General features: G+C 46.2%; 20 protein-coding genes. 16 read left to right on the plus strand and 4 right to left on the minus strand.

Translation table 11 applies throughout. The features are described 5' to 3' along the window. Window positions 1-53 precede the first annotated feature (53 nt). Window positions 54-431 (minus strand): VOC family protein, encoded by a 378-nt coding sequence (locus tag BUA17_RS02840; protein ID WP_072732536.1) that lies wholly within the window; start codon window positions 429-431, stop codon window positions 54-56. A gap of 251 nt (window positions 432-682) precedes the next feature. Between BUA17_RS02840 and BUA17_RS02845 the strand changes: the two genes are divergently transcribed. The 7 genes from BUA17_RS02845 to infC all read left to right on the plus strand — a co-directional run bounded on the left by BUA17_RS02845 (window position 683) and on the right by infC (window position 10249). Beyond that, window positions 683-2953 (plus strand): putative PEP-binding protein, encoded by a 2271-nt coding sequence (locus tag BUA17_RS02845; protein ID WP_072732537.1) that lies wholly within the window; start codon window positions 683-685, stop codon window positions 2951-2953. A 221-nt stretch (window positions 2954-3174) separates the two neighbouring features. After that, complete coding sequence (locus BUA17_RS31935) at window positions 3175-4260, plus strand: HAD-IIIA family hydrolase (protein ID WP_072732538.1); 1086 nt, start codon at window positions 3175-3177, stop codon at window positions 4258-4260. A 150-nt stretch (window positions 4261-4410) separates the two neighbouring features. Further along, complete coding sequence (locus tag BUA17_RS02855; protein WP_072732539.1) at window positions 4411-6348, plus strand: LTA synthase family protein; 1938 nt, start codon at window positions 4411-4413, stop codon at window positions 6346-6348. A 193-nt stretch (window positions 6349-6541) separates the two neighbouring features. Further along, on the plus strand, window positions 6542-7549 hold the full coding sequence (locus BUA17_RS02860) for an LLM class flavin-dependent oxidoreductase (RefSeq protein WP_072732540.1): 1008 nt from the start codon (window positions 6542-6544) through the stop codon (window positions 7547-7549). Between the two features lie 113 nt (window positions 7550-7662). Next, entirely contained in the window at window positions 7663-8394 is a 732-nt protein-coding gene (locus BUA17_RS02865; RefSeq protein ID WP_348537065.1) for a metallophosphoesterase family protein, read from the plus strand. Window positions 8395-8699: 305 nt separating this feature from the next. Beyond that, window positions 8700-9632 carry a manganese-dependent inorganic pyrophosphatase gene (locus tag BUA17_RS02870; RefSeq protein WP_063563370.1) on the plus strand — a complete coding sequence of 311 codons (933 nt, stop codon included), beginning with the start codon at window positions 8700-8702 and terminating at the stop codon, window positions 9630-9632. Window positions 9633-9757: 125 nt separating this feature from the next. Then, window positions 9758-10249, plus strand: coding sequence for a translation initiation factor IF-3 (gene infC, locus BUA17_RS02875; protein WP_063563371.1), 492 nt, complete (start codon window positions 9758-9760; stop codon window positions 10247-10249). A gap of 187 nt (window positions 10250-10436) precedes the next feature. Here the strand turns inward: infC and BUA17_RS02880 are convergent, their stop codons facing one another. Then, on the minus strand, window positions 10437-11264 hold the full coding sequence (locus tag BUA17_RS02880; protein ID WP_072732542.1) for a protein-glutamine gamma-glutamyltransferase: 828 nt from the start codon (window positions 11262-11264) through the stop codon (window positions 10437-10439). Between the two features lie 274 nt (window positions 11265-11538). Here BUA17_RS02880 and BUA17_RS02885 point away from each other — a divergent pair, with 274 nt between their 5' ends. Continuing rightward, a complete protein-coding gene (locus BUA17_RS02885) occupies window positions 11539-14286 on the plus strand; it encodes a hybrid sensor histidine kinase/response regulator (RefSeq protein ID WP_170867777.1) in 2748 nt (915 codons plus the stop codon). A 102-nt stretch (window positions 14287-14388) separates the two neighbouring features. Here BUA17_RS02885 and BUA17_RS02890 read toward each other — a convergent pair whose 3' ends face one another. After that, entirely contained in the window at window positions 14389-14601 is a 213-nt protein-coding gene (locus BUA17_RS02890; protein ID WP_053779896.1) for a cation:proton antiporter regulatory subunit, read from the minus strand. Window positions 14602-14743: 142 nt separating this feature from the next. Beyond that, window positions 14744-15484: a hypothetical protein gene (locus BUA17_RS02895; protein WP_072732543.1), complete on the minus strand. Its 741-nt coding sequence runs from the start codon at window positions 15482-15484 to the stop codon at window positions 14744-14746. 689 nt (window positions 15485-16173) lie between these two features. Between BUA17_RS02895 and BUA17_RS02905 the strand changes: the two genes are divergently transcribed. The 8 genes from BUA17_RS02905 to BUA17_RS02940 all read left to right on the plus strand — a co-directional run bounded on the left by BUA17_RS02905 (window position 16174) and on the right by BUA17_RS02940 (window position 25747). Next, window positions 16174-16980, plus strand: coding sequence for a glycoside hydrolase family 12 protein (locus BUA17_RS02905; protein WP_231952556.1), 807 nt, complete (start codon window positions 16174-16176; stop codon window positions 16978-16980). Between the two features lie 261 nt (window positions 16981-17241). Further along, complete coding sequence (locus tag BUA17_RS02910) at window positions 17242-18936, plus strand: M3 family oligoendopeptidase (protein ID WP_063563374.1); 1695 nt, start codon at window positions 17242-17244, stop codon at window positions 18934-18936. Between the two features lie 132 nt (window positions 18937-19068). Further along, window positions 19069-19926, plus strand: a complete 858-nt coding sequence (locus BUA17_RS02915; RefSeq protein WP_072732544.1) for a GNAT family N-acetyltransferase — start codon at window positions 19069-19071, stop codon at window positions 19924-19926. A gap of 282 nt (window positions 19927-20208) precedes the next feature. Continuing rightward, window positions 20209-21360 (plus strand): iron-containing alcohol dehydrogenase, encoded by a 1152-nt coding sequence (locus BUA17_RS02920; RefSeq protein ID WP_072732545.1) that lies wholly within the window; start codon window positions 20209-20211, stop codon window positions 21358-21360. Between the two features lie 211 nt (window positions 21361-21571). Further along, complete coding sequence (locus tag BUA17_RS02925; protein ID WP_072732546.1) at window positions 21572-23191, plus strand: ABC transporter substrate-binding protein; 1620 nt, start codon at window positions 21572-21574, stop codon at window positions 23189-23191. After that, a complete protein-coding gene (locus tag BUA17_RS02930; RefSeq protein WP_244552059.1) occupies window positions 23188-24132 on the plus strand; it encodes an ABC transporter permease in 945 nt (314 codons plus the stop codon). Before BUA17_RS02925 ends, BUA17_RS02930 begins: the two co-directional genes overlap by 4 nt. After that, on the plus strand, window positions 24129-24995 hold the full coding sequence (locus tag BUA17_RS02935) for an ABC transporter permease (protein WP_090805739.1): 867 nt from the start codon (window positions 24129-24131) through the stop codon (window positions 24993-24995). The genes BUA17_RS02930 and BUA17_RS02935 overlap by 4 nt, the downstream gene beginning before the upstream one ends. Continuing rightward, on the plus strand, window positions 24995-25747 hold the full coding sequence (locus BUA17_RS02940; RefSeq protein WP_072732548.1) for an ABC transporter ATP-binding protein: 753 nt from the start codon (window positions 24995-24997) through the stop codon (window positions 25745-25747). Before BUA17_RS02935 ends, BUA17_RS02940 begins: the two co-directional genes overlap by 1 nt. Window positions 25748-25749: the final 2 nt, after the last annotated feature.

Consider the following 25749-nt stretch of genomic DNA (forward strand, 5'->3'; position numbering starts at 1 on the left):
TTCACTACTGAACGGGCTTTTTGGTGTGGTATTACTCAGGTGATCCAGGAGATTTAGTTTTTCTCCATAACAGCAAAGTAATTGTTTTCATCATCTGCAAAGTTGAATACTCTTCCACCAGGCATCGTTACAATCTCGCCAACCGTAACTTGTTTATTGGATAAGTGAGTGTAAAGTTGATCCAGGTTATCTGTGAAAAGCATAAGAGATGGTGTGCCAAGGTTTAAATCAGGGGACATTTTGGCAACGAATTCTTTGTCGTGCAGGATAATGGTGGTTTGAGCATCCTTCACAGGAGCAATCTCGATCCAGCGCATTCCATTCCCATTGACTTCGTTAACGATATGGAAACCTGCTTTTTCTGTCCAAAATTGAAGAGCCTTATCCTGATCATTTACATACAACATAATTTGTCCGACTTGAGTAAACATTGATTTACACTCCTTATATACGTAGTTGATCATGGTTGAAGCAGGTATGCCTTGGGATGTATCTTTTTAGATAGAGTCAAGCTTTATATTACCATATATGAGCACCTGTCATACAACTTCAATTCAAGCACAAAAAGAGGAAGCATATGTCCTTGACTGCCGCATTGCGACATACCATTAGATAAAGGACAATTCGAGCGAACGAATTGCCTTTTAAGCACAGCCATGTAATGGCAGATGGGAGCGCTGTAATGACGAAACGGGTAGTTCTATTGGAAGAAGGTACGGCAGAGATGAAAGGGCTAATGGGTATTAAAGGGGCTGAACTTGCGGAGTTGCTCCAGGCAGGTTGGCCCGTTCCGGCCGGATTCATTGTAACAAAGGAAGGCTGTCGCGCATTCTGTACCCGTCTTGCACATCTTTCAGCTGAAGGAACCCAAGAGATTGGCAGCGCAATTCAGCATCTTGAGCAGCAATCTGGCAAATTCTTCGGCGATTCCTTAACACCGCTGCTGCTTTCCGTCCGGTCAAGTGAATCGAGTTCCCGTAATACGGCATCCCATGCTTTGCTTCATGTAGGACTGAATGATGTGACGGTGGAGGGGCTCGCTAAGCAAACGAATGATCGTCAGTATGCCCTTAATTGTTATCGAATTTTATTACAAGATTATGGTCAACTGGTGTACGACATTCCGTATGATCTATTTGAAGAAAAATTGGAAGACATCTCGATACTCGATGAAGCGAATCTAGAATTCACCATCGCGGAATATAAACGTTTAATAGAAGAGAGAGGACGTCATCCGTTCCCTCAGGATGTGCAGTTACAGTTAAAACAAGTGATGCGTGCAGTTTCTGATTCACAACGTGTTATAAGGCCCAACTCCCAACAAGAACTTCTTCGTAATCCTTCTCATTTCTCCGATGAAACTCAAGGAGCAGCTGTTCTTATACAGGTGATGGTCAATGGCGAGCGTGGTGACCGCAGCGGGTTCGGAACGGTATATTCTCGTCATCCAGGTACCGGGGAACGAGGTATGACAGGGGATTACATTTCAACTGATGCTTCTCGGCGTTCGAATGAAGGACTGGATCAACTGCGGAATGAAGAGTCTGAACTGTATGGTCTTTTGCAGGATGCTTGCGGTTATCTGGAGTCTCACACGAGAGAAGTACAGGAGATTCAATTTGTTGTGGATTCTGGGATCTTGTATCTTGTGGAAATTAGCGAAGCAAGGTTAACCTCACAGGCGACGCTGAGGAGTACTGTAGATCTTGTGGATGAAGAGGTAATCACCAAAGAGGATGCCATATTACGTATCCAGCCTTGGCATGTGACGGAATTGCTGAAAGCATCTTCAAATTTATCATCCGAGTTACAGCTCCTACTTGAATGGGCAGATGAAATGAAGGGGCTTACAATACTTTCGAATGTGGATCATCCAAAGGACGCCGTGAAGGCCCGCTCGTTAGGGGCTGAGGGCATTGGATTGTGTCGGACAGAACAACTGTTGTTGTCTGCTTCGAGATTTCCTTTTGTACAGAAAATGATTCTGGCAGACAGCGAAGCAGAGCGCAAACGTGGACTGGAACGTCTGTTGCCGATGCAACAGGCTGATTTTGAACAACTCTTCGAAGCGATGGATGGTTATCCGGTAACCATTCGATTGCTTGATCCGCCGCTGCATGAGCTGCTGCCTGATATTGAAAGGTTAAAAGAACGACGTGAGCAGTTGGCTCTCAGGAAATTAGAGGAAAATAACACCGAAGTGCAGGAGCTTGAGCGTGTCATTCACAGGGTGCTGGAATTGCATGAACAATATCCGTTGCTAGGACAGCAGGACTGTCGACTGGGAACTGTGTTCCCGGAAATCTACGATATGCAGCTTGAAGCCATTTTTCGTGCAGCGGTGAAGGGCATCCGCCAAGGGTTATGGGTGCGGCCTGAGATTATGATTCCTTTGGTGGGCAATGCCAATGAACTTCAAGTCATGAGAGATCTGGTGGATCATGTAGCGGACCAGGTGCTTGGAGAGGAGAAGCGTCACTGTCTTTACAGAGTGGGAGCACGAATTGAAGTTCCTCGAGCGGCATTGACTGCAGCTCCTATCGCGCGTCATGCGGACTTCTTCTCGTTTGGCACCGATGAGCTGACACAGATGACGTTTGGTTACAGTCGTCATAATACGGAGAAGCCTTTCCTTCATTTTATTGAGTCACAACGCTCACTGCCCAGCAATCCATTTCAGGTACTGGATATTGACGGAGTGGGGCAGTTGGTGGAGATGGCTCTCGTTCAGGGCCGAATTCGGAAACCTCATCTAAAAGCAGGCATCTGTGGCGAGAATGCAGCCGATCCGGCATCCATTGCTTTTTGTCACCGGATTGGTCTGGATTATGTAAGCTGTCTGCCAGAACAGGTACCGCTTGCTCGTATTGCTGCCGCTCAGGCGTCACTCCTTGCCCAGAAGCAGGACCCAAACGAAAACAGGCAGGATGGCGATATATCGACAATTGCGTAATGTTTCTGGTAAGCGATTAATGAGGTAATTGGATCGGCAGATGGTATAATACGGAAATGATAGAGAGACAAAAGCTTTTGTGCACATAACTTGTTTATGTTGTTCACTTGTCTGCTGTCAACGTATGACTACCACCTCGCGGATTCGTTACCTCTTTTTAATTTGAAATAAAAAAACGGAATCCAGTTCGTCCACAATGAGTACAAGGAGAGACATCCAATATGACTACTTATGATTATCCCCCTATACAGGCTATCTTTATCGACCGGGATGGCACCATTGGAGGAACAGATGAAATACGATACCCTGGTGAACTGGAGCTATATCATGGAGTTGAAGAATCCATCCGGAAACTATCTGGACAGGGTATCCAATTGTTTGGATTCACGAATCAACCGGGCATTACAAACGGTAAGTCAACGATCAAAGCTTTTCAGCAGGAGATGAGGCTTTTTGGCATTGAGCACACTTATGTTTGTCCTCACCCTGCTGAGGCTCAGTGTGAATGCCGTAAACCACGACCAACGATGCTCAAACAGGCAGCACTAGAACATGATTTGAATCTTGAACAATGCATTGTTATTGGAGATCGGTGGTCTGACATGACTGCTGCGCGTGCAGCAGGCTGTTTATGCATATTGGTGTTGACCGGAGCAGGCATAGAGTCGCTTGAGGAGAACCGTACCCGATGGGAAGCGCTGGAAGCAGACTTTTTGGCTACTGATTTTAACGCTGCGGTACAGTGGATTTTACAAATTAGAGAGAAGCCAATCGAGGATATTATTATTCGCCAAACCTGTGCCGAAGATGCGCCTCGTCTGCTGGAACTACATCGGGCACTGGATCGTGAAAGTACTTATATGCTCTATAATCCGGGAGAGCGCAAGACCACGTTGGGCGGGCAGGCTCGTTTTATAGATCAGTTGAACGCTACTTCGAATAGTTCAATCTGGATCGCGGAGCATCGGGGCAAGATCATTGGCCATCTTACGGTCATTGGGGGCACAGCAGAACGTATCCGATATCGGGCGAGTATTGTTATTGGAATAAGACAGGCTCATACCGGCCAAGGCATTGGCAAAAAGCTAATGTCAGCAATGGAAGAATGGAGATCTACTGCGGACATTACTCGCCTTGAGCTGACTGTTATGAGCCATAATTTTAATGCGATAGCTTTATATCATAAGGTTGGTTTTAAACAGGAAGGAATCAAGCCTAAGTCTTTATTGGTAAATGGTACATATGTGGATGAATTTATTATGGGTAAGCTTTATGAGGACAATAACAAGAGTAGCTTAACTCTTTAGAAAAGAGAGGTTTTCAAAAAAACGTAGTTTGCTTAAACTTTTTCTAGTCTGCTGCATCCCCTCATGGAATACCAACCCTAAAACTGTTATACTGAAATATGCGTTTTGTAAAAGGAACGTAAAAATTTCAGATAAGGGTTGAAAGCGACCATGTTTAATTCCAAAAATGAGCGGACCTCATCACGGACTTTATTTGCCGTGTTATTTATTCTTATGCTGCTGAAGCTGTCGCTTTTGCGGTATTTCTTTTTCCAGGGTCTGTCTGGCATCGGTTTCGTTACTGACGCATTGGGGGCCCTGACAGTGGTATGCATCCTCGATCTGATCGTGCCAAAAGGCTGGAAGCGTTCAGTGTACGCAGGTTTCAATGTGTTGTTCTCGCTGATATTGTTCGCGGCGACACTCTATAACGTACATTTCAGTTCGGTTCCCACATATACGGCACTCAGCGAACTGGGCCAAGTCGCCCAAGTGAGGGGCAGTATCGGGCCTTTGGTGCGACCTGAGCACTTCCTGTTTTTTGTGGATATCGTACTCGCTCTGCCCGTATGGTTTATCTTGCGCAGTCGTCGTGCCTCAGCTCGTAACAGCAGCTATCGCGACAGTGGACTCCATTTCGGCAGAAGCCGGAGAAGGTATTGGGGCAAGTTGGGTGTAGCCCTTACTGCTGCATTTTGCATCGTGCTGTCCGGCAGCTTCATTGTCAAAGGGGAAACCATTGATAATGAATTGGTTCGTGCCGAAAATCTGGGCTTTCTGAATTACCAGGTGTCATCGGCGATTCTGACGAGCAAAGAGAATGAAGCCATTGCGAATGGCAACATTAACGAAACCATCGACAAGATTAATCAACTGGTTAGCAAGTATCCGTATCAGGATAAGCTCAGTCAGGGCACAGCTATCAAAACCAAATATTTTGGTCAGGCCAAAGGAAGCAACCTGATTGTCCTCCAACTGGAGTCATTTCAAAACTTCCCGATTAATGCTTCTCTCGACGGTCAAGTACTAACCCCGATTCTGAATGATTTGGCCAAAGAAAGCTATTATTTCTCTCATTTTTTCCAACAGATCGGACAGGGAAATACATCGGATGCTGAGTTCATGTCGAACACATCCATCTATCCAACCGGAGTTGTACCTATGTCAGCAGGGTATAGTGACCGTGATCTGCCAAGTCTTCCGAAACTGCTTGGGAAAGAAGGATATGAATCTGAAACGTTCCACGTTAATGACGTCACCTTCTGGAACCGGAACAAAATGTATCCGGCGCTTGGATTCAATCGGTACTTCGACAAACCCAGCTTCAAGAATGATAAGTTTAATGATTTTGGACCATCGGATGAGGAGCTATATCGTGTAGGTGTGGAAAAAATGGCTGCGCATCAGGCTGCTAATCAGCCGTTCTATGCTCAGTTCATTACAGCATCCAGCCACTCGCCGTTTACGGTTCCGGCGGACCGGGCGAGAATTACCATCCCGGCCACTATCACCAATACGTTACTGCGTGATTACCTGCAGGCGATCAATTATACGGATTATGCAGTAGGTCAGTTGATCGATGAACTCAAGGCAAATGGGTTGTGGGATAACACAACACTCGTTATATATGGTGACCATTTTGGCCTGCCGGCAAACGATGAGATTACTCAGCAGATTCAGACCAATCTGGGCGTGCCCTATGACGGTAAAGTTAGTCGTTTCAACATCCCGCTCTTGATCCACACACCGAAACAGGCGAAAGGTCAAGTCATAGAACAGCCTGGTGGTCAGTTGGATATTTTGCCAACGGTGATGAACTTGATGGGTGTCTCTTTGAAGGAAGAGAAATTCACAGCCTTTGGACACGATTTGCTTAACATGGACCATAATGCGTTCGGTATCCGGTATTACTTGCCGACAGGTTCATTTGTGAACAATGACATTATGTTTATTCCGGGTGCGGGCTTTGATGATGGAACAGCCTACTCGTTAAAAACGTATGAACCCGTCACGGATCTCGAGCCGTACCGTTCTGACTATGAGCACGTGCTCAGCTTGATGAAGCTGTCTGACGAGTATGTGAAGCTGTTACCCAAACGTGCACCGTAATTGAATTTTTAAATGTATGAAATACTATAACGTCACTGGCTCACGAGCTAGTGGCGTTATTTGTTTATTCATCGTAAATCGAAACGTGTAATGAACGTGTAACTGAGAAGCAGATATCCTTTGAAACTGTAATCAATAATGTTACAATGGAAGATGCAACCACTAACGCAGATGACGAAAGGAATGAATATAGATGAAACTTAGTGTACTTGAACATGGGCATATTAATGAAGGACGGACGGTACAGGATACCCTTCGGGAGACGGTAACTCTTGCCAAACATGCGGATGAACTGGGCTTCTCCCGCTTCTGGATGTCGGAGCATCATGGCAGCGGGGCACTGTCATTTTCCAGTCCGGAAGTTATGATTGCACACGTTGCAGCACATACCGATCGAATTCGCGTAGGTTCAGGAGGCATTATGCTGCCCCATTACAGTGCATATAAAGTTGCCGAGAACTTTCGTTTGCTGGAAGCACTACACCCTGGCCGAATCGATCTTGGCATTGGTAGAGCACCGGGCGGCATGCCGATTGCCAGCAGGGCTCTGAATGAAGGAAAGTCATCGAATGTGCAATTCTTCCCGCAGCAGATTGCCGATCTGGGTGGATACTTTCATGAACAGCTGCCGGAAGATCATCGTTTTGCATCCTTAGTAGCCGGACCATCCGTACCAACTGTTCCCGAAGTATGGCTTCTCGGCTCCAGTTCCGAAGGTGCACGAATTGCTGCAGCACAAGGGACCGCTTACGCGTTTGCCCAATTTTTCGGAACGCCGGGTGGAGAGGAAGCGATGAAGCATTATCGCAGACATTTCAAGCCTTCTATCCTGAATGACAAACCACACTCCATGATTGCGGTGTCGGCATTCTGTGCAGATACTGAAGAAGCGGCCGCTGAACTGGCTCGCAGCAATGAATTATTCTTCCTGCGGCTTGGCCGGGGTCTGGAGCAGAACTCATTCCCATCCCTGGAAACGGTGAACAACTATCCATTTACGGCCATGGAGATGGAACAGATCCGTCAACGCCGTTCTTTTTCTATTGTAGGTACACCGGATCAGGTAAAAGACAAAATTACGGCAATGGCTGAACGTTATGAAGCGGATGAAGTTATTATTGCATCAGCGATTCACTCATTCGAGGATCGTTTGCGTTCATTCAGCCTGATAGCGGAAGCCTTTGGTATAAAGCAGGATTAATCGGTACTGAACGGGAATTAGTATTCTGAAATGGCTGGAGCCTTGCTTAGCAAGGTTCCGGTTATACTCTTGCGTGATCAGGGAGAGGAGAGATTCACATTCGCAGATGTGTCATTAGTGATATTCATGGCTGTTACGACGAATTCAATGCTCTGCTTGAGCAGGCAGCATACGATCCGGAGCAGGACGAGCTGATTTTGTTAGGTGATTATGTCGACCGGGGACCGAAGAGTAAAGAGGTCGTGGAACAGATTATGCAGATGCACGAGCAGTACAATATTATTGTGATCAAAGGAAATCATGATGCGATGATGGTCAAGGCGCTGAACCATGATGTCGAGGACTATGACAAACACTGGATTCGTAATGGAGGTTTACAGACGCTGGCCAGCTATGTCGAGGTTTCTTTGGATGATGAGCAGTTGGACTGGGATGTTTATACTGAAGCCAAACAGCGGCTCCGTACACACTATGAGCATCATCTTCGTTTTTTGGAACAGCTTCCCCTTGTATACGAAATTCCTGGTTATATCTTTGTACATGCCGGGATTAATCCGGATGTGGAGGATTGGCGGACTCAGTCAGAGCGTGACTTCATTTGGATTCGGGAGCCGTTCTATTCAAGACCAACATCGCTCAAGGAGACCGTGGTATTCGGTCATACTCCAGTCAAAAATTTGCATAACGAGCCAGGTGTCTGGTTTGACCCCAGTGGAGACAAGATTGGCATTGATGGCGGATGTGCTTATGGTGCTCGATTGAACTTGTTGGAGATCAGCGAAGACGGAAGTCTACAGACTCTTTTTGTGAAAAGAGGAGAGACCCGTCAGGGTCCCGAGGTTTAATCCACGCGGCGAATTTCCAATAAATCTCTTTAAACAAAAGTATAAATTAAATCCCGTTGAAGCCCTAACCTTTTACTTTCTTGAGAATGTGGATTGGTATACATACCGACAATGGATCGAAGCTGGCGGAACGGCAGAGTTGTGCATTCGTTTACGGAGTATAAAGGCAAGACCTGACATGATTTTGTAATTAATTCGCTGTAAAGGGATTGGAATTAAGCCTTATTAACGCTATAATCAGTAAGGGTATGCTTGAATTATTACATTTTATTAATCTAAATCAGAATTGACGGAGGGCTATTAATATGGAAAAAGCATTAATCTTCGGTCACAAAAATCCCGATACGGATACGATCTGCTCGGCCATTGCCTATGCAGACTTGAAAACAAAATTGGGTCAGGACGTTGAAGCTGTTCGTCTCGGCGAAGTAAACGGCGAAACTCAATTTGCACTGGACCAATTCAAAGTGGCTGCGCCACGTCTGATCAAAACAGCAGCTAACGAAGTGAACAAGGTCATCCTGGTCGACCACAATGAGCGTCAACAAAGTGTCAGCGATATTGAGGAAGTGACTGTTGTTGAAGTTATCGATCATCACCGGATCGCAAACTTTGAGACAAGCCAGCCTCTGTATTTCCGTGCAGAACCTGTAGGTTGTACAGCAACCATTTTGAATAAATTGTACAAAGAAAACGGCGTGGAAATCAGCGCACCGATTGCTGGTCTGATGCTGTCCGCGATCATTTCCGACTCCCTGTTGTTCAAATCCCCAACATGCACAGAGCAAGATGTAGCAGCAGCACGTGAACTGGCTGCCATTGCTGGTGTGGATGCAGATAGCTATGGTCTGGAGATGCTGAAAGCGGGCGCGGACCTGAGTCAGAAAACAATTGCTGAACTGATTTCCCTGGATGCGAAAGAATTCGCTATGGGCCAAGCAAAAGTGGAAATTGCACAAGTGAACGCGATTGACGTGAATGATGTGCTTGTGAAACAACCTGAGCTTGAAGCAGCGATTGAAGCAATTATTTCCAGCAAAGGTCTCGACCTGTTCGTATTTGTCGTAACCGACATCCTGAACAACGATTCCGTTGCATTGGCTTATGGTGCTTCCACCAAAGCTGTAGAAAAAGCGTACAATGTAACATTGTCGGATAGCAGAGCGTTGCTCAAAGGCGTAGTATCCCGCAAATCGCAAATTGTTCCAGTTCTGACCGAAGCGTTCAACTCGTTGTAAGATGCACAAAACCGACGTATAACCATTACGTCCAGATATATGATGAATATTCAGTTACAACATCCAAGCCTGCTCTTGATCTGTCATAGGTCAGGACAGGCTTTTGTTGTAGAGGAGGATGTACCATGATCAAAAATGAAAAAATTAAAGCGACTGAAGTCCAGCTGACCGGCCTGAACGGTGAAGATCTCGGCATCATGTCTACTCGTGACGCACTTGCACTTGCGAAGCAGCATAAGGTGGATCTGATTTGTATGTCTCTAATGACCAGCCCGCCGCCATGCAAACTGATGGGCGCTGGAGCAGCGAGACAGGAAAAGCAGCAAGAGAAGAAGAAGGCGGTAAAATCCCCGGATAAACGTAAAGTGAAAGAGATTAGACTGAACCTGCAGATGGAAGACCACGATCGGGAGACCAAGCAATCTCAGGCAGAGCGTATCCTGACGAAGGGGGACTCGGTGAAGCTCGTCATCCAGGTGCATGGAGCCAAGGAAGGAACAGCAGGCAAGGAATGGGCAGAACAGCTGTGCAAATCTCTGGCTGAGTATGGCAGTAAAACGACAGGTATTCAGGTGAGCGGCAAACAGGTCGTTGTACAGTTAGACCCCATTGGATAACAAAGATGAACGAATTCAGCTGAATAACAAGGAACTGTGAGACAATACGGTCGTTATTGGGCTGGCTTTCCCTAATGTTCTAATAACCCCGTGAAGCAACAGTTGACCTGCTGCTCTACGGGGTTTTCAGCATGAAATATCGGTATAGCAATTCTGTACTCCTAATGATAATCACGCTTTAAGCTGTTTAGACTCGCAAGTAACGGCTGCCGCCGATGCGTACATACAACTGTCCCGGCAAGACCGGAGTAGATGAGGCTGTTTGTGAATTCGAGTTACTGTTCTTGGCGTAGCGGGATAGATATAGAAAGTCCGGATAAATTACCGTATCCATCAAATAGGCTGACACTGTACTTCCAGGAATGCGGTTTTGATTCAGTGAACGAATGATTTCTTCCCCGCTTGCAATCCCGATTCCATGACCATAATATACGTCTTCACGAAGCATAATGGTATTCTCTCCCTGCCACTCTGGTGTTTCAGGGGAAACGTCCGGATTTTTGAAGTACAATACGTCTCCAGGAAGCGCAGAGTCGCTGCCGTTCTTCTCCGTTAATCGCAGATCACTGTCATAGTGCCAGTCGTAGAGCAGCAGGTTGCGGAACAGTGAATTGAAATCATCTTCCCGAATACTGTTCAATACTCCGCCATAAAGGACAATTACAGTCGCTGTTGCACATTCAAAGGCATACAAATGACCATTCTTCCAAATGTCCCGGATTCCTTCCGCAGGCGTTACCTCAGATCTTAGCTCAAAGCCACCTTCAGCATTTCGGTTCCAATAGGCAGGATTACATCTGGATTTCTCGAACGAGGCAAAGCTGACCCCGCTTCGATCGAGCGCTTCTGCTGCATCCACCAGAGACTCGCGCAACGTCCATTCAAAGTGAAGATGATCCATGGATTGATATGTGTATACTGTTGGACTGTTCTGTAGTTGCTGTAACCAATGCCATGCAAAAGCAGACCAATCCGAACGTACCAGCTCAATCGGTTGATTCGCAACAATGATCATAATCATAACCTCCAGTATCATTTGGATGTTCAGCCTTGTACAAACCGGTATGCACGCGTATTCTGTAGTATATGACGACACTTATGCGATTTTGTATGTCTACAAGTACAGACAGCATGAACACACGATAAGAATGTCGATTATTGCCTGGAATTTTTGTTGATCTCGTTTATAAATCATGATATTTGGGGTACTACTCTTATAGATGAAGTTATGTTCAGGTCGATCTGTTCATACGGAATATATTCAGATTCCCCATAAAGGAGGATATGTGGTGTCGAATCCAATTGCAGAGAATCGCTCTCTGTTCGAGCAGTTATATACACATGCACCGATCGGCATTGCTGTTGCTTCGCATGTGAACGGACGTTGGCTTCAGCTTAATCCGGCATTTTGTGAAATGCTGGGATGCAGTGAAGATGAATTGATTGACTCACCAATTGTACATATGATCTATGAGGAAGACTTAGAGATGGAGGAGTTCAGATCCCATTTCTGGGATATGACCAATGGATTAAGTCTGATGTATGAAACTGAGTTACGGCTTAAGCGTAAGGATGATTCTCTTCTCTGGGCGACAGTAAGAGCCTGCATCGTCAGGGATGAAGTGAGCGGCGAGCCGCTTTATTTGCTTGTTCAGGCAGCGGATATTTCGAAGCAGAAGGACGCGGAGAATCGATTGATTATACAGCGCAAGCAGTTGGAGGAGAGCAGTCGAATCTCAAGATTGCTGGCCGAGTCCTCGCTTGACCTGATTGCCATACACCATGCCGATCCGGAGCGGACGTTCAAGTACGTATCTCCAGCCAGCAAAAGTATGTTGGGATATGATCCAGAAGAAGTTGTTGGTCAACCTGGCCTGTTCTGCATTCACCCCGACGACGTGCGTCTAGTTGAAGCTTTCGTGGCTGGTCAAATCCAGGGCCTTGCACCTGATCGAATTAGCTATCGGCTCCAGCATAAGGATGGTTCTGTTATATGGGCGGATACCATCACTCATTATGTATATGACATACAGGGAAATCTGCAGGAAATGATTGGAGTGACCCGTGATATTACAGCGAGCAAGCAGCAGCAATTAAGTCTTCAGGAGTACCAATCATTGTTCGACAGTAACCCTCTTGGAGTTGCTTCATTAGATTTGGACGGAAACCTGCTTAAGGCCAATGCAGGTCAAGAGCAATTGACAGGTCATACCAAGGAGGAACTTCTTAGTTCATCCTTTGATCATCTCATTGACCCGGTGGACCTGGATAAGACGAGGTATCATTTTGAAGAAACCGTAAAAGGAACCGCACAGAGCTATGAAGTGGGGTTGATTCACAAAGACGGACAGCGCATTGAAACAAGTGTGATTAATGTTCCGATTTTGCTCGAGGATCGTGTCGTGGGCGTCTATGGAATAACTAGTGATATTACGGAGTCTAAAAGGTATGTAGAGGAAATTGAAAATCTCAGTTACGAAAGAGCATTGATTCTCAATGCCATGTCTGAGGGAGTCATTGGCCTCGATCAGAATGGTAACCTGATATTTGCCAATCCGATTGCAACGGAGATGATGGATTTCTGTCCGTCTGAGATGAATGGCAAGCCACTTGAAGAGATCATGTTACAAATGCAAAGTGAGGGTATACCTTATCCGTCCAATAGCACTCCTATTCTTCAAGCTGTACGTGAAGGGCGAAGCCTGCCGCGATCTGAGTCTGTATTTTGGAAGCAGGATGGCTCCAGCTTCCTGGCGGAGTTCCAACTGAAACCGATAATGGAGCAGGGGGAGAATCGTGGAGCTGTACTGGTTTTCCGCGATATGACATCGGTGAAGGACATCATTCGTGCCAAGGAAGTGGCAGAACATGCGGACCGAGCCAAGTCCGAGTTCCTGGCGATTATGAGTCATGAGCTTCGTACACCTCTGAATGGAATTATGGGCATGGCCCATCTGTTAAAAGAAACAGAGTTGGATGAGGAGCAGAACGGCTTCGCCGATATCATCATCGACAGTGGTGAATCACTGCTGCACATTCTGAATGAGATCTTGGATTTCAGTAAGATTGAAGCAGGAAAAATGGATCTTGAACGCCAGCCAGTGGATATTAAATCTGTTCTTGGCGGGGTCATGGAACTATTTGCGCTTAGAGCTTCCGAAAAGAATATTGAACTATACTGTGAAATGTCAGAGCAGATTCCCGAACGCGTACGAGGCGATGAAACTCGCATTCGTCAGATTCTGATTAATCTAGTAGGCAATGCCATCAAATTCACGGAGAAGGGAAGCATTCAGGTTCACGTGAACGTTAAGCCAGCGGAATTTTACAATGAGAATCATCTGATCTTGTCCGTTTCGGTCAAAGATACGGGGATTGGCATTCCGTTCAATAAGCAGCATCAACTGTTCCAGTCTTTCTCACAGCTCGATCCGGCTATCAATCGCAAATATGGAGGCACAGGTCTGGGGCTGGCCATCAGCAAGAAGCTGGTGGAACTGATGGGCGGCGCCATTGGTGTACAGAGTGAGACAGGTGAGGGGGCGGATTTCCACTTCACCCTGTTACTTGAACGATGGCAAGATGAGTCCACGGATCAGATTGAAGAGGTGGCTGATCACAACCTGAAGCTGGATCGAACAAGTCTGGCAGCGGGGATCAAAATTCTTATAGCTGAGGATCAGTCATTGAACAGCCATTTGCTGGAGGAAATGCTTCGTAAGCACGGCGGTCTATGTGATATCGTGGAGAACGGTGCAGAAGCGGTGAAAGCATTGGAAAGGGAAACATACGACCTTCTCTTTATGGATATCCAAATGCCTGTTATGGATGGGATTGAAGCGACCTGCCGGATTAGGCAAACCCACCCTGAAATTCCGGTCATTGCTGCCATCACGGCATTTGCAGGAGCGAACGACCGTGAAGCTTGTCTGAAATGTGGTATGCAGGACTTTATCAGCAAACCGTTCAGCTCTACGGAAATAAGTCGTGTGCTAAACACATGGGTTCCGTACATACGCTCCCAGCACGAGCGCTGATGGGCTGCTTGTGTCAAGTTATCGAAAAAAATAACCTGCCTCTGAAATTCAAGGGCAGGTTATTTTGGTCTTCCGTGGATGTTGGTAGTAGCCTGACAGATGTCAGGACCATCCTCCAATTAATCCCGAAAGGGTTACGCACTCGTCATCTTCCAGTTCTGCAATTAGGGTAAGTTCTTCGTTGTCATTGGGGTCCACCGAGAATAATTCACGGCGTCCGTCTTCGTGGACAATAATGACCAACTTATTACCGCTTTTTGTATCAAACTGGTACTTCACTCCGATACCAGGCAATGGGCATTCCCGGATATTCATGAAACCTGTCACCTCTTTAGCTTTTCCATAGTTAAGTTAACCGTTCACACAGTACGGATGTATTCTACTATCCATAACATCATTTGGCAAGTCAGAAATGAAATAGTAGTCATCTCCTCCAAGCTTATTGCGCTGTGGTTAGTTATACATTCCGACTCTGTCGGGTTCGTCTGCGACGGACCATGAACCAGATAAGTAATGCAATGATCAGCACCAAGGCAATGCCCCCCGTAATTATAATGTTCCGAATATTCGGGACCTGTACGGTCAAATCTAGCTTATTCGTATTCAGTGGTGAGACGTGCCAAATTAGGGTTTTTCCGTGATCTTCAACCAGATCTGCATTGGAATCCTGCGCTTTGATTGGCAGCGTTAGCTTGAAATCAAAATTGACATCTTTCAGCAGCAGGTTTTTGAGAAATCCGGGGACCTTATTAATTTGGTCTTTGACCTCACCATCGGGTATGGTCTGCATCAGGTCTGCTTCCGCAGCAATATGCAATTTGGAAGTGAAAAATCCAGGTGTAGTGGATTGCTCCATTTTGATTCCATCAGGCAGATCCGACGTGCTGAAGGTAGAGACGGTATTGCTTTTCTCATAATGGGTCGTCGCTTTGAGTTGTGTCCGATCTCCTTGGTCCGAAACTTCGGCCTGGAAATTATTCTGCTTCAACGTATTTGCGAGCATTGTCATGAGATTGTCTTGTCCCATCATTCCCAGGGCTGAGTCGGTTACGCTGAGATTCAGGGCCAGATCGGATGAACCGTCCATATTAACCGTGACATGTGCTTCACCATCAGCGCAGGCGGATAGTATAAACAGCATAAGAGTTAGTAAAAAAGCGAGTAATAGCTGACGATAATAGGGTATGCGAGTCGACATTCAGTTCAAACCTTTCTGCGTATAATCCAATTCCAATTCATAGAAGTATAGTATACACCGTAAGGATGGCGGATGAAACTTTGTTCACTATAAGAGCAAGGTAGATCGTACGCTATGATATGATATATCTATAAAATTAGAGTGAAAAAGTAGGCTCCGAAGCATTAAAGGAGAGATTGGATAATGACAGCAAGTGAACATTTGGATGCAGATCCGGTGATGTGGAATAATCGAATGAATGACATACCGGTTGGAATTACAATGAAAAAGGACACGATATATGGAGTGGAAATGAAGATTTCGTATTTTTGTCAATGTTCAGTCAATTCAAAATGGGTTTCACCGTGTAAACTGATAGTAGTGTGAAGAAATACGGAGCAGGGGGGTTACATTCATGACATATATCATTATTATGGGTATCATTATGGTTGTGGGAATGGTCGGAATGGGCTGGTTCTACAAGATTATGGACAACGATCAACACTAGGGTATATTGAAAAGAAATGTGAAAAGACAAGCCTATAAGCTGGCTTCGCAATGGATGCGAGGCGGGCTTATTTGTATATAATGCCAAAAAGTCTAAATATAGCATGAAATATTGTCGGATTTAAGTGGTATGCTTGTACATGGAAATGTTTTACACTTACATTTGTAAGCGTTTACATTAAAATTCACGGGAGGCTAACATTATGGGTTTGAAGATGAAAAAAAGATCAGGCAAGAAAGCATGGATGCTGCTGGTCATGTCATTACTGATTGCGGCTGTTCCAATTACAGCCAGCGCAGCATCGGATTCCACAGCGTATGCCAAACTTAATTTCAGCAACAACAAGTATTATATATTCAACAATAGCTGGGGTAGCTCAAGTGTCAGTGGCTGGTCCCAGTCCGTGTATGTGAACAGTAATACTGATCTGGGTTACGTTTGGAACTGGCCAACGACTGCCGGTGGAGTCAAAGCTTATCCTTCTCTTGTCAGCGGCTGGCACTGGACTGAGGGTTTCACGCCAGGAAGTGGGCTGCCAACGCGATTGTCTGCGAACAAAAGTATCAATACCGGAGTAAGTTATTCTAAGGCGTCCAACACTACAGGGGAATATAATAATGCGTATGATATCTGGCTGCATGACATCGGCAATGCGACCTGGTCAAGCACACCCACCGAGGAGATTATGATCTGGAACGATTGGACTTCCGGTGTAGGTCCTATTGGTTCCAAAGTGTTCTCGGATGTATCCATTGGTGGACAAACCTATGATCTGTATCGCGGCGAGATTACCGACAACGGAGTGCATCAATGGTGGGTATACTCGTTCCTGAAAAAGTCAAAATCCCCTAACAACTTTAGCATCAACGTCAAAAACTTCACTGATTATCTGATCTCCAAAAGTTATTTTACTAACAGCAAATATGTAAGCAGTGTTGAATATGGAACCGAAATTACGAAAGGCAGCGGCCAGATCAATTACTCTAACTGGTATGTGAACGTGCAGTAACGGCTCTGTTTATACGCTTATTCCTGATTTAATGAGATGCTGCTCGGAGGAAAACCCATTTCCTGCTGACGCAGCATCTTTTACTTGTGTATTGGACCTAACATTCATGCGTAACATATGTAACGAGTGATGTAGCTGCATTTGACCGATGGACAAATATTTTTCGTAAAGTTGGGATTTTTAGGCTGCTCTTTTGTATAATAGGGTTTAGTTCAACTCGGGGAATCCCGAAATATGCCTAACAGGAAAGGGTGTACATAAATGAAATTTAGTGAGTATACGTATACACGTCCCGATCTGGAACAAATCAAAACGTCATTCCGTGAGCTTCTGAGTGGTTTTGAAGCCGCGACTACGGTTGAAGAGCAGAGTGGATATATGGACAAGATTAACGCTTTGCGAAGTGACTTTGAGACTCAGGCACAATTGGTCTACATCCGTCATTCGATTGATACCAATGATACATTTTACAAAGAAGAAAATGAATTTCTGGATGAAAGCTCTCCAATCATTCAAGAATACATCACCGATTATTATCGGGCATTGGTAAACTCCAAATTTCGTGCTGAACTGGAACAAAAATGGGGTTCACAGCTGTTCCAGCTGGCGGATCTGTCCCTGAAAACATTCAGCCCTGAAATTATCGAGGACCTTCAGAAAGAGAACAAACTTTCCACGGAATACAACCAGCTGATTGCTTCGGCCAAAATTCCGTTTGAAGGTGAAGAACGCACATTGCCGCAGCTGCATCCGTTTGAGTTGTCCACGGATCGCTCCATGCGGGAACGTGCATCCGAAGCAAGATATACGTTCATGGCTGAACATGAGGCTGAATTCGATCGCATTTACGACGATTTGGTGAAAGTGCGTACACAGATCGCGAAGAAGCTGGGATATCCAACGTATGTGGAACTCGGTTATGACCGTATGAACCGTACGGATTACAACGCGGAGATGGTGTCCAATTTCAGAGCACAAGTCCGTGATTATATCGTGCCTGTAGCGACGAAGCTCAGAGAGCGTCAGCGCAGCCGGATTGATGTGGATACCCTCTATTTTTATGATCAGGGCTTCAGCTTTAAGACAGGCAACCCGACACCTAAAGGCGATGCAGACTGGATCATTGACAATGGTAAGAAAATGTACGCTGAATTGTCACCGGAAACGGATACGTTTTTCCAGATGATGACCGACAATGAATTGATGGATTTGGTGAGCAAAAAAGGCAAGCAGGGCGGGGGCTATTGCACCTTCCTGAACGATTACAAAGTGCCGTTTATTTTCTCCAACTTTAACGGTACATCAGGCGATATCGACGTATTGACACACGAAGCAGGTCACGCGTTCCAGGTATATGAGAGTCGTCACTTCGAAGTACCTGAGTACAACTGGCCGACGTATGAATCCGCAGAGATCCATTCCATGAGCATGGAATTCTTTACATGGCCGTGGATGGAATTGTTCTTCAAGGAAGATACGGACAAATACAAATTTGATCACCTGTCTTCCGGACTGCTCTTCATTCCTTATGGCGTAGCAGTCGATGAATTCCAGCATTTTGTCTATGCAAATCCGGATGCAACACCAGCGGAGCGCAAGCAGGCTTGGCGCAATATTGAGAAGACCTATCTGCCGCACATCAATTACAAAGATAACGCCTATTTGGAACAAGGCGGATTCTGGCACAAACAGGGTCATATCTTCTCGTCGCCGTTCTATTACATTGACTACACACTGGCACAAATCTGTGCATTCCAGTTCTGGAAACGCAGTAACCAGGATATGAAGTCCGCATGGGCTGACTATCTGACATTATGTAAAGCCGGAGGAAGCCTGTCCTTCACAGGATTGGTAGAGCTGGCAGGTTTGAATTCTCCGTTTGAAGACGGCTGCGTATCCTCCGTCATCGGCGATATCGAAGCCTGGTTGGATGCAGTAGACGATAAAGCGTTGTAAGCGAAAAATAAAAATAAAGGTCGAAGAGGTGAAAGGGAACGAGGAAAAAACCTGACGTTACAGCATTCTGAGGCAGGGCAGATTTGAATGTTATTCATTTCCTACTCTATACAAAGAATGCGAGGTTATACCATGTTGGTTTTACTGGATCAACCGTCCCAAAGGAAGCAATTAGCGCCCTTCATCTCGGGAACGAACGGGCATGTGGTTATGGGTGGAGTGCTTGCGAGACTTCAACGGGGGCGTGTCTATGCAGACCAGCTTCATGCGCCGAAAAGCGCCCTGATTTGGGCCGAAAACGAAATGTTTTACCTGATCGGAAGATCGGATAATGAACAATTCAATAGCCTTGTTAGGGAGGTACTTGTTCAGGAGCTATTACCTGAAGCGTTAGATGCTGGCGAAGACATGCTGAATCTTGAAGTTTACCCCGAGCCCGGCTCAGATTGGTCTCCCGTCCTGGATCACATGTTCAATGGGCGTTTGCGAGAAGGATTGCGAGTTCCTTTTCAATTCAATCTTGCGAAGTATGAACAGTGGCTGGAACGCAGTTCCAGCTCCTTGTTCGTTCCTCCGGGATATAAGCTTCAAATTATCGATCGAGCTGTAATGCTGGAGGACAAAAGCTGTATCATTGAACAGGAAATTTTGAAATTCTGGCATTCGGTTGAGGACTTCTTCCGATACGGAGCAGGCACATGCACGGTATATGAAGGGCAGGTTGTAGGTACATGTATCTCTGTGTTTGTCAGTGACATTCACCATGAAACAGGCATCAACACCTACGATCCGATACACCGTGGCAAGGGCCTGGCTACGGCCATGGCAAGCGCTTATGTGCAATCCGTTCTGGAACGGAATTGTGTTCCACACTGGACGACAGAGGATTTCCGTCATGATTCCATCGCGATAGCGGGTAAGCTTGGTTTCGATCAAGGCAGAGCTTATCCCGTCTATTACATGCCGATTCAGGAGCTTCTAAATTACTGAATATCTGTAGGGGCTGTCCCGAAGTCATGAAAATGACCAGGGATAGCCCCTGTTTTTTGATTCGAGCGGTGAAACTTGTGAATCCAAGATCAAGTTACCCTTTTTAATTCAAGCACAGATAAGCAAGTTACTGAAGAGCATTCATGATTATTGGATAATTCTTAGATAATTCCGTGCAAATGAAACATTTATCAACTTGTTTGTGATTTATTTCACTATATCTGAAAACGGATTCAGTTACAATAAAGACAGTAAATCAGGGGTAACAGGAGGCTGGTTCAGATGGCAACACACGCTTATTATGTTCCGCCCGTGAACTTGATGGGCAGAGGATGTTTACACGAAGCAGGCAAGATGATTGAGAATATGGGTATTCACAAAGCGCTTGTCGTAACTGATCGTCGATTGATTTCTTCCGGCGTTGCTGAACAAGTGCTGTCTATACTAAGAAAATCAGGGTTAGACTATGTGGTATATGATGAGGTTCAGCCCAATCCCACCTGTCAGAATGTACATGACGGACTTCAGGTATTTCAGGATCATGGCTGTGACGCCATTATATCGATAGGCGGAGGTTCACCTCAGGATGCTGCCAAAGGAATTGGCATTGTAGCAACCAACGGTGGACATATCCGTGATTATGAAGGTTTGCATCAATCGAAACACAAGTCCGTGCCGCTTGTTGCCATTAACACAACGGCTGGCACGTCGAGTGAGGTGACCATGAACTACGTGATTACAGATGAGGAACGTAAGGTGAAAATGGTGATGGTGGATCGAAACAGTCTCGTTGACTTGTCGGTGAATGACCCGGAACTGATGCTGAGCAAGCCAGCCAGTCTTACAGCGGCCACGGGCATGGATGCATTGACCCATGCGGTGGAAGCCATGGTGACGCCTGGCGGGTTCACGGTGACGAGTGCTACAGCGGCTGCTGCCGTTGAGCTGATCTTTGAATATTTGCCCAGAGCGGTCAGGGATGGTAGTGATCTGGAAGCAAGAGAGCATATGACGTATGCGTGTTTTCTTGGCGGGATTGCTTTTAACAATGCAGGCTTGGGCTATGTACATGCGATGGCCCATCAACTTGGTGGAGTCTATGACCTTCCGCATGGGGTATGTAACGCGATGTTGCTCCCTTATGTAGAGGAATTGAATGCAAAGCATGTGCCAGGTAAATTCCGTCATATTGCCAAAGCAATCGGTATGGATGTAAAAGGAAAACGGGATGAGGAGTGCTCGGAGTACGTGATCGAAGCCATTCGTCAGCTCTCCAAGGAGGTAGGCATTCCTGAGAAACTGTCAGAATTGGGTGTGAAAGATCCTGATGTTGAATTGCTGGCGGATAATGCCATGAAAGATGCCTGTGCACCGGGCAATCCGTATCAACCTTCCAGGGATGAAGTGATGGAGCTATTCCGCAAAATCATATAAAGTTAAGAACAAAGAGAGAGCCAGAATATATTCTGGCTTTTTTGGTGTGACACGTGCTTCTGAGCCTTATAAATACGGATTCATTTCCTTCATTGGATAAAATAGTTTTATCTCGCAATAGTCATTATTTTTTGTTTGACAGAGGGGGTGCTTTAATCCATAATCAATCCATACTAAACACATAAGCTTTATTGGAAGGGGAGAGTCAGTCATGTCACAGTTTAAATCATCAACGAGAAAGTCATTATGGGTAGGAGCGTTAGCCGTTCTATTATTGGTAATCGTTAGCGGTTGCTCCGGATCGACCAATGATCCTGCTCCCAATGCAGCAGCCCAGCCAGGCACGAGCCAAGGTACGGATGAAAATTCAAAGACGGACGAGACTGCAACGGGGGGGACTTTTGTATATGGTCGGCCGGCTTCCGTAACCTCGTTTGATTTGCATAATCAGATTACATCGAACAATGCTTTTGCCATTGATAAAGTATTTGAACCTTTGGTTGCTTTTGACAACAAAGGCGAGATTGTGGACTGGCTTGCCAAGTCGCATAACATCAGTGATGACGGTTTGACGTATACGTTTGTGTTGCGTGATGGCTTGAAGTTCTCCAACGGCACAGATGTTACGGCAGAGGATGCCGTATTCTCGCTGGAGCGGCACTTGAAGGTTGGTGGCCCATTGGCAATATCGGCCAAGGTAGACACTGTCAAAGCAACGGATAGCCATACATTGGTGATTACGCTTAAAGAGCCGTATACGCCATTTATCTCTGAGCTTTCCAACTTCTCGAACGGTATTATTCCGAACAATTTTGGCGGAGTTACCGAGGAAGAATTTTTCAAGAAGCCGGTAGGTACAGGACCGTTCGTGGTTGAACAGTGGGACCCTGCAGGCGATGTGACCTTTACGAAGAACACTCACTACTGGCAAGAAGGAAAGCCATCGGTTGATAAGCTGGTTTACAAGCTGATAGAAGATGACAGCCAAGCAATCAACCAGTTGAAGGCGGGAGAAGTAGATGCGATTGAGTCGCTGGCTCTGCAAAATGCTGATGAAATCAAAAATGGCGCGGATACAACCGTTGTAACCAACGGCAGCTGGGTGACAGAGCAATTGTTCTTTAATACGTTGGATAAGCATTTTTCCGATGTGCATGTTCGCCGGGCATTGGCTCTGGCACTTGATCGTGACGGTCTGACTAAGGCGCTTACCTTTGGTTACGCACAGACTGCTAATTCATTGCTGCCTACAACGATTCCTTACAATTCGAATGATACTCTCAAGGCATTAAATTTTGATGTAAATGCAGCCAAAGCGGAACTGGCCAAATCGGCCTTCCCTGATGGATTCACTACAAAACTGCTTGTAGCTTCCGGCAACAGCACCAGAGCGCAAGAAGCGCAAATCATTCAGGCAGCGGGAAAACAAATTGGCATTAATATCGAGATTGAATCGATTGAACTGGCTACCTTCCGTGAACGATTCTTTGCTTATGATTTCGCAGCGATGCTGAACAGTGGGCAAGCCGATTCTCCGGAAGCGAACTCAATCGTTGCGTTCCAGACTGACCCTGATGGCTTCAGCAAATCTTACTGGACGCATTACACCAATGATGAAGTAACCAAGCTTCTGTATAAAGGTCAACAAACACCGGACGGCGATGGCCGTGCCGAAATATACTCCAAATTGCTTCAAACGCTTGCCGATGAAGTGCCTTACATTCCGCTTTATTATCCGGATATTCTGATTGGCGTTCGTTCTTCAGTAGATGGCATTGTTGTTTTGCCTAATGGCAGTGTGCGTTTTGAAGACGTTCGTATTCAGAAATGAATAAGTTCTGGTTGATCAGTACTGTGGGAAGAGCGTTGGCAGTGATCCTTTGTGTGATGACAGCAGTCTTTTTTCTCATCAGAATGGTACCAGGAGATCCTGCTAAAATGATTCTTGGCGAGTACAGCACCCCCGAGGCCGTGGAGAGCATGCACCATGCTCTCGGGTTGGATCTGCCGCTGGGGGAACAATTTATACGGTTTGTGAAGACACTGTTCACTCAGGGGGATACCGGCAATTCCATTATTAACGGAACCTCGACTAGAGAGTTGATTGCTGATCGGGCACCCGTTACCTTGCTGCTCATTGGCATGGCATGTGCATTGTCAATTGTCATTGCACTCGTGCTTGCTACATTGGCCGCTACACACAAGGATAAGCTGCTGGATCATTTGATACGTATTTTTCCTACGGTAACGCTAGGTATGCCAATCTTCTGGGTTGGCATCCTTTTGATTCTGCTGCTGAGTGTTCATCTTCACTGGTTTCCCGTTGGTGGAGTTGGGGAAGGGTGGTGGGGCACCTTATACAGTTTGACACTTCCCGCCATTACCGTGGCTTTTTCACAGATTCCGACATTGGTTCGTTCATTGAGAGCCCAGATGCTTGAAGTACTGGAATCTGATTTTGTAGTTACATTGAAGGCTGCGAGATTACCGAGCCGGGTCATTCTATTCAAACATGTCCTGCGCAATGCGGCGCTACCGACGCTGATCCTTCTTGGTGTTAATATTTCTTATCTCATTGGTGGCACATTGGTCGTTGAACAGGTATTTGGTATCAAAGGAATTGGCAGTCTTTTGTTTAGTTCCATTTCCAAACGGGATTTCCCGGTCATTCAAGGCATAGCCCTTTACTGTGCTGTATCTGTCGTGATCATCAGTCTCCTGGTAGAGCTTCTTTCCAGGTGGCTTGATCCCAGAACGAAAGGAAAACCATGAAAACGATACAAATAGAACCTCAGTTATATGAAGACAGCCAAAACACCAGTCTCATGAATCGTATATTGAAAACTCCTTCCCTGCTTGTGGGAAGTGTGATGTTTGCCGTGCTGATCATCTTGACTGTAATCATACCGTGGATTAGTCCTTATGACCCTTCGGAGCAAAATTTGAGTGCCTTTTTGCAACCTCCGTCTGCTGAACATTGGTTGGGCACAGACCAACTGGGACGTGATTTGTTCACTAGACTGATTTATGCCGCGCGAACCGATTTGAGCATTATGGTGCTGGCGGAAATTGTACCTTTTTGCATGGGCGTATTTCTAGGGATGCTCGCAGGGTATTACGGAAAATGGACTGATAAGATCATATCGTTGGTCACCGATACATTTATCGCTTTCCCTTTTTATCTCATCGTCATTATCGTGGCTTTTGCCAGTGGAGCAGGTGAGCGGGGGATTTATATTACGTTTATGCTCGTTGGCTGGATTGTCTTTGCACGTGTCGTCAGGGGGCTGAGTGCATCGTACCGCAAGCAGGAATGGATCGCATCCGCACAGACGTTGGGCTTGCCGGGAATACGGATTATCCTTCGTCATCTCCTGCCCAATGTATTACCTCAGGCGATCGTTGTCCTCATGACGGATATGGTGGGGCTGCTGGTGGCGATTGTTACACTTGGATACCTGGGCATTGGCATCGCACCACCGACCCCGGATTGGGGCACGATGATCTCGGATGGACAATCCTTTATCACGACAGCCTGGTGGCTCTCGGCAGTTCCGGGATTTGCAGTCGTTTACACGGGAATTGCTTTGTCGCTTGTCGGTGATGGATTGGCCGATGTATGGAGGAAAAAATAATGTCCACTGAACCGATTCTTGAAGTCAAGGCACTATCTCTGTCAACCAAGTCAAATCAAAAATTAGTTCAAGATGTACATTTCTCGCTTGGGCGAGGGGAGAGCCTGGGATTAGTAGGTGAATCCGGCTCCGGTAAATCACTAACTCTTCGTTCCATTTTGGGACTGTTACCAAGCGGTGTGGAGCAGACGGGTGGAACCATTCGGAGTGATGTGAACAGCGCCATGGTGTTTCAAGACCCGAGAGGTGCGCTCGATCCGCTCTGTCCCGTTGTTAAACAGCTGGCGGAAGTTGTCTATTACAGGCAAAAGTTAAGCAGGAAGGCCTCCAGGGTAGCAGCGCTGGAATTACTTGAACTGTTGGGGCTTCCCGACTCATTGAAGCGTGAGGATCGATACCCTAGCCAGCTGTCAGGTGGGCAGTGTCAGCGGGTAGTCATTGCATTGGCTCTGGCGTGCAAGCCAGGCATTCTGCTCTGTGATGAGCCAACAACGGCACTGGACGTTACTGTGCAGCGTCAAATTATAGAAACGATCCAACGTTTGCAGCGTGAACTGGGATTCGCCATGGTGTTTGTAACACATAATCTGGCGATTGCAGCGACGCTGTGCTCGAAGCTGTGCGTGATGAAGCAAGGGCGGATCGTGGAGCACGGGGATTCGCTTGGCCTTTTGCAAAACCCGCAAGATCCTTACACCGAGATGCTTATTAACTCGGTGCTTCCTTTACCGAAGCTAGAAGGGAGCGAATAACT

This window comes from Paenibacillus sp. ov031 (assembly GCF_900143165.1).
GTDB lineage: Bacteria > Bacillota > Bacilli > Paenibacillales > Paenibacillaceae > Paenibacillus > Paenibacillus marchantiae.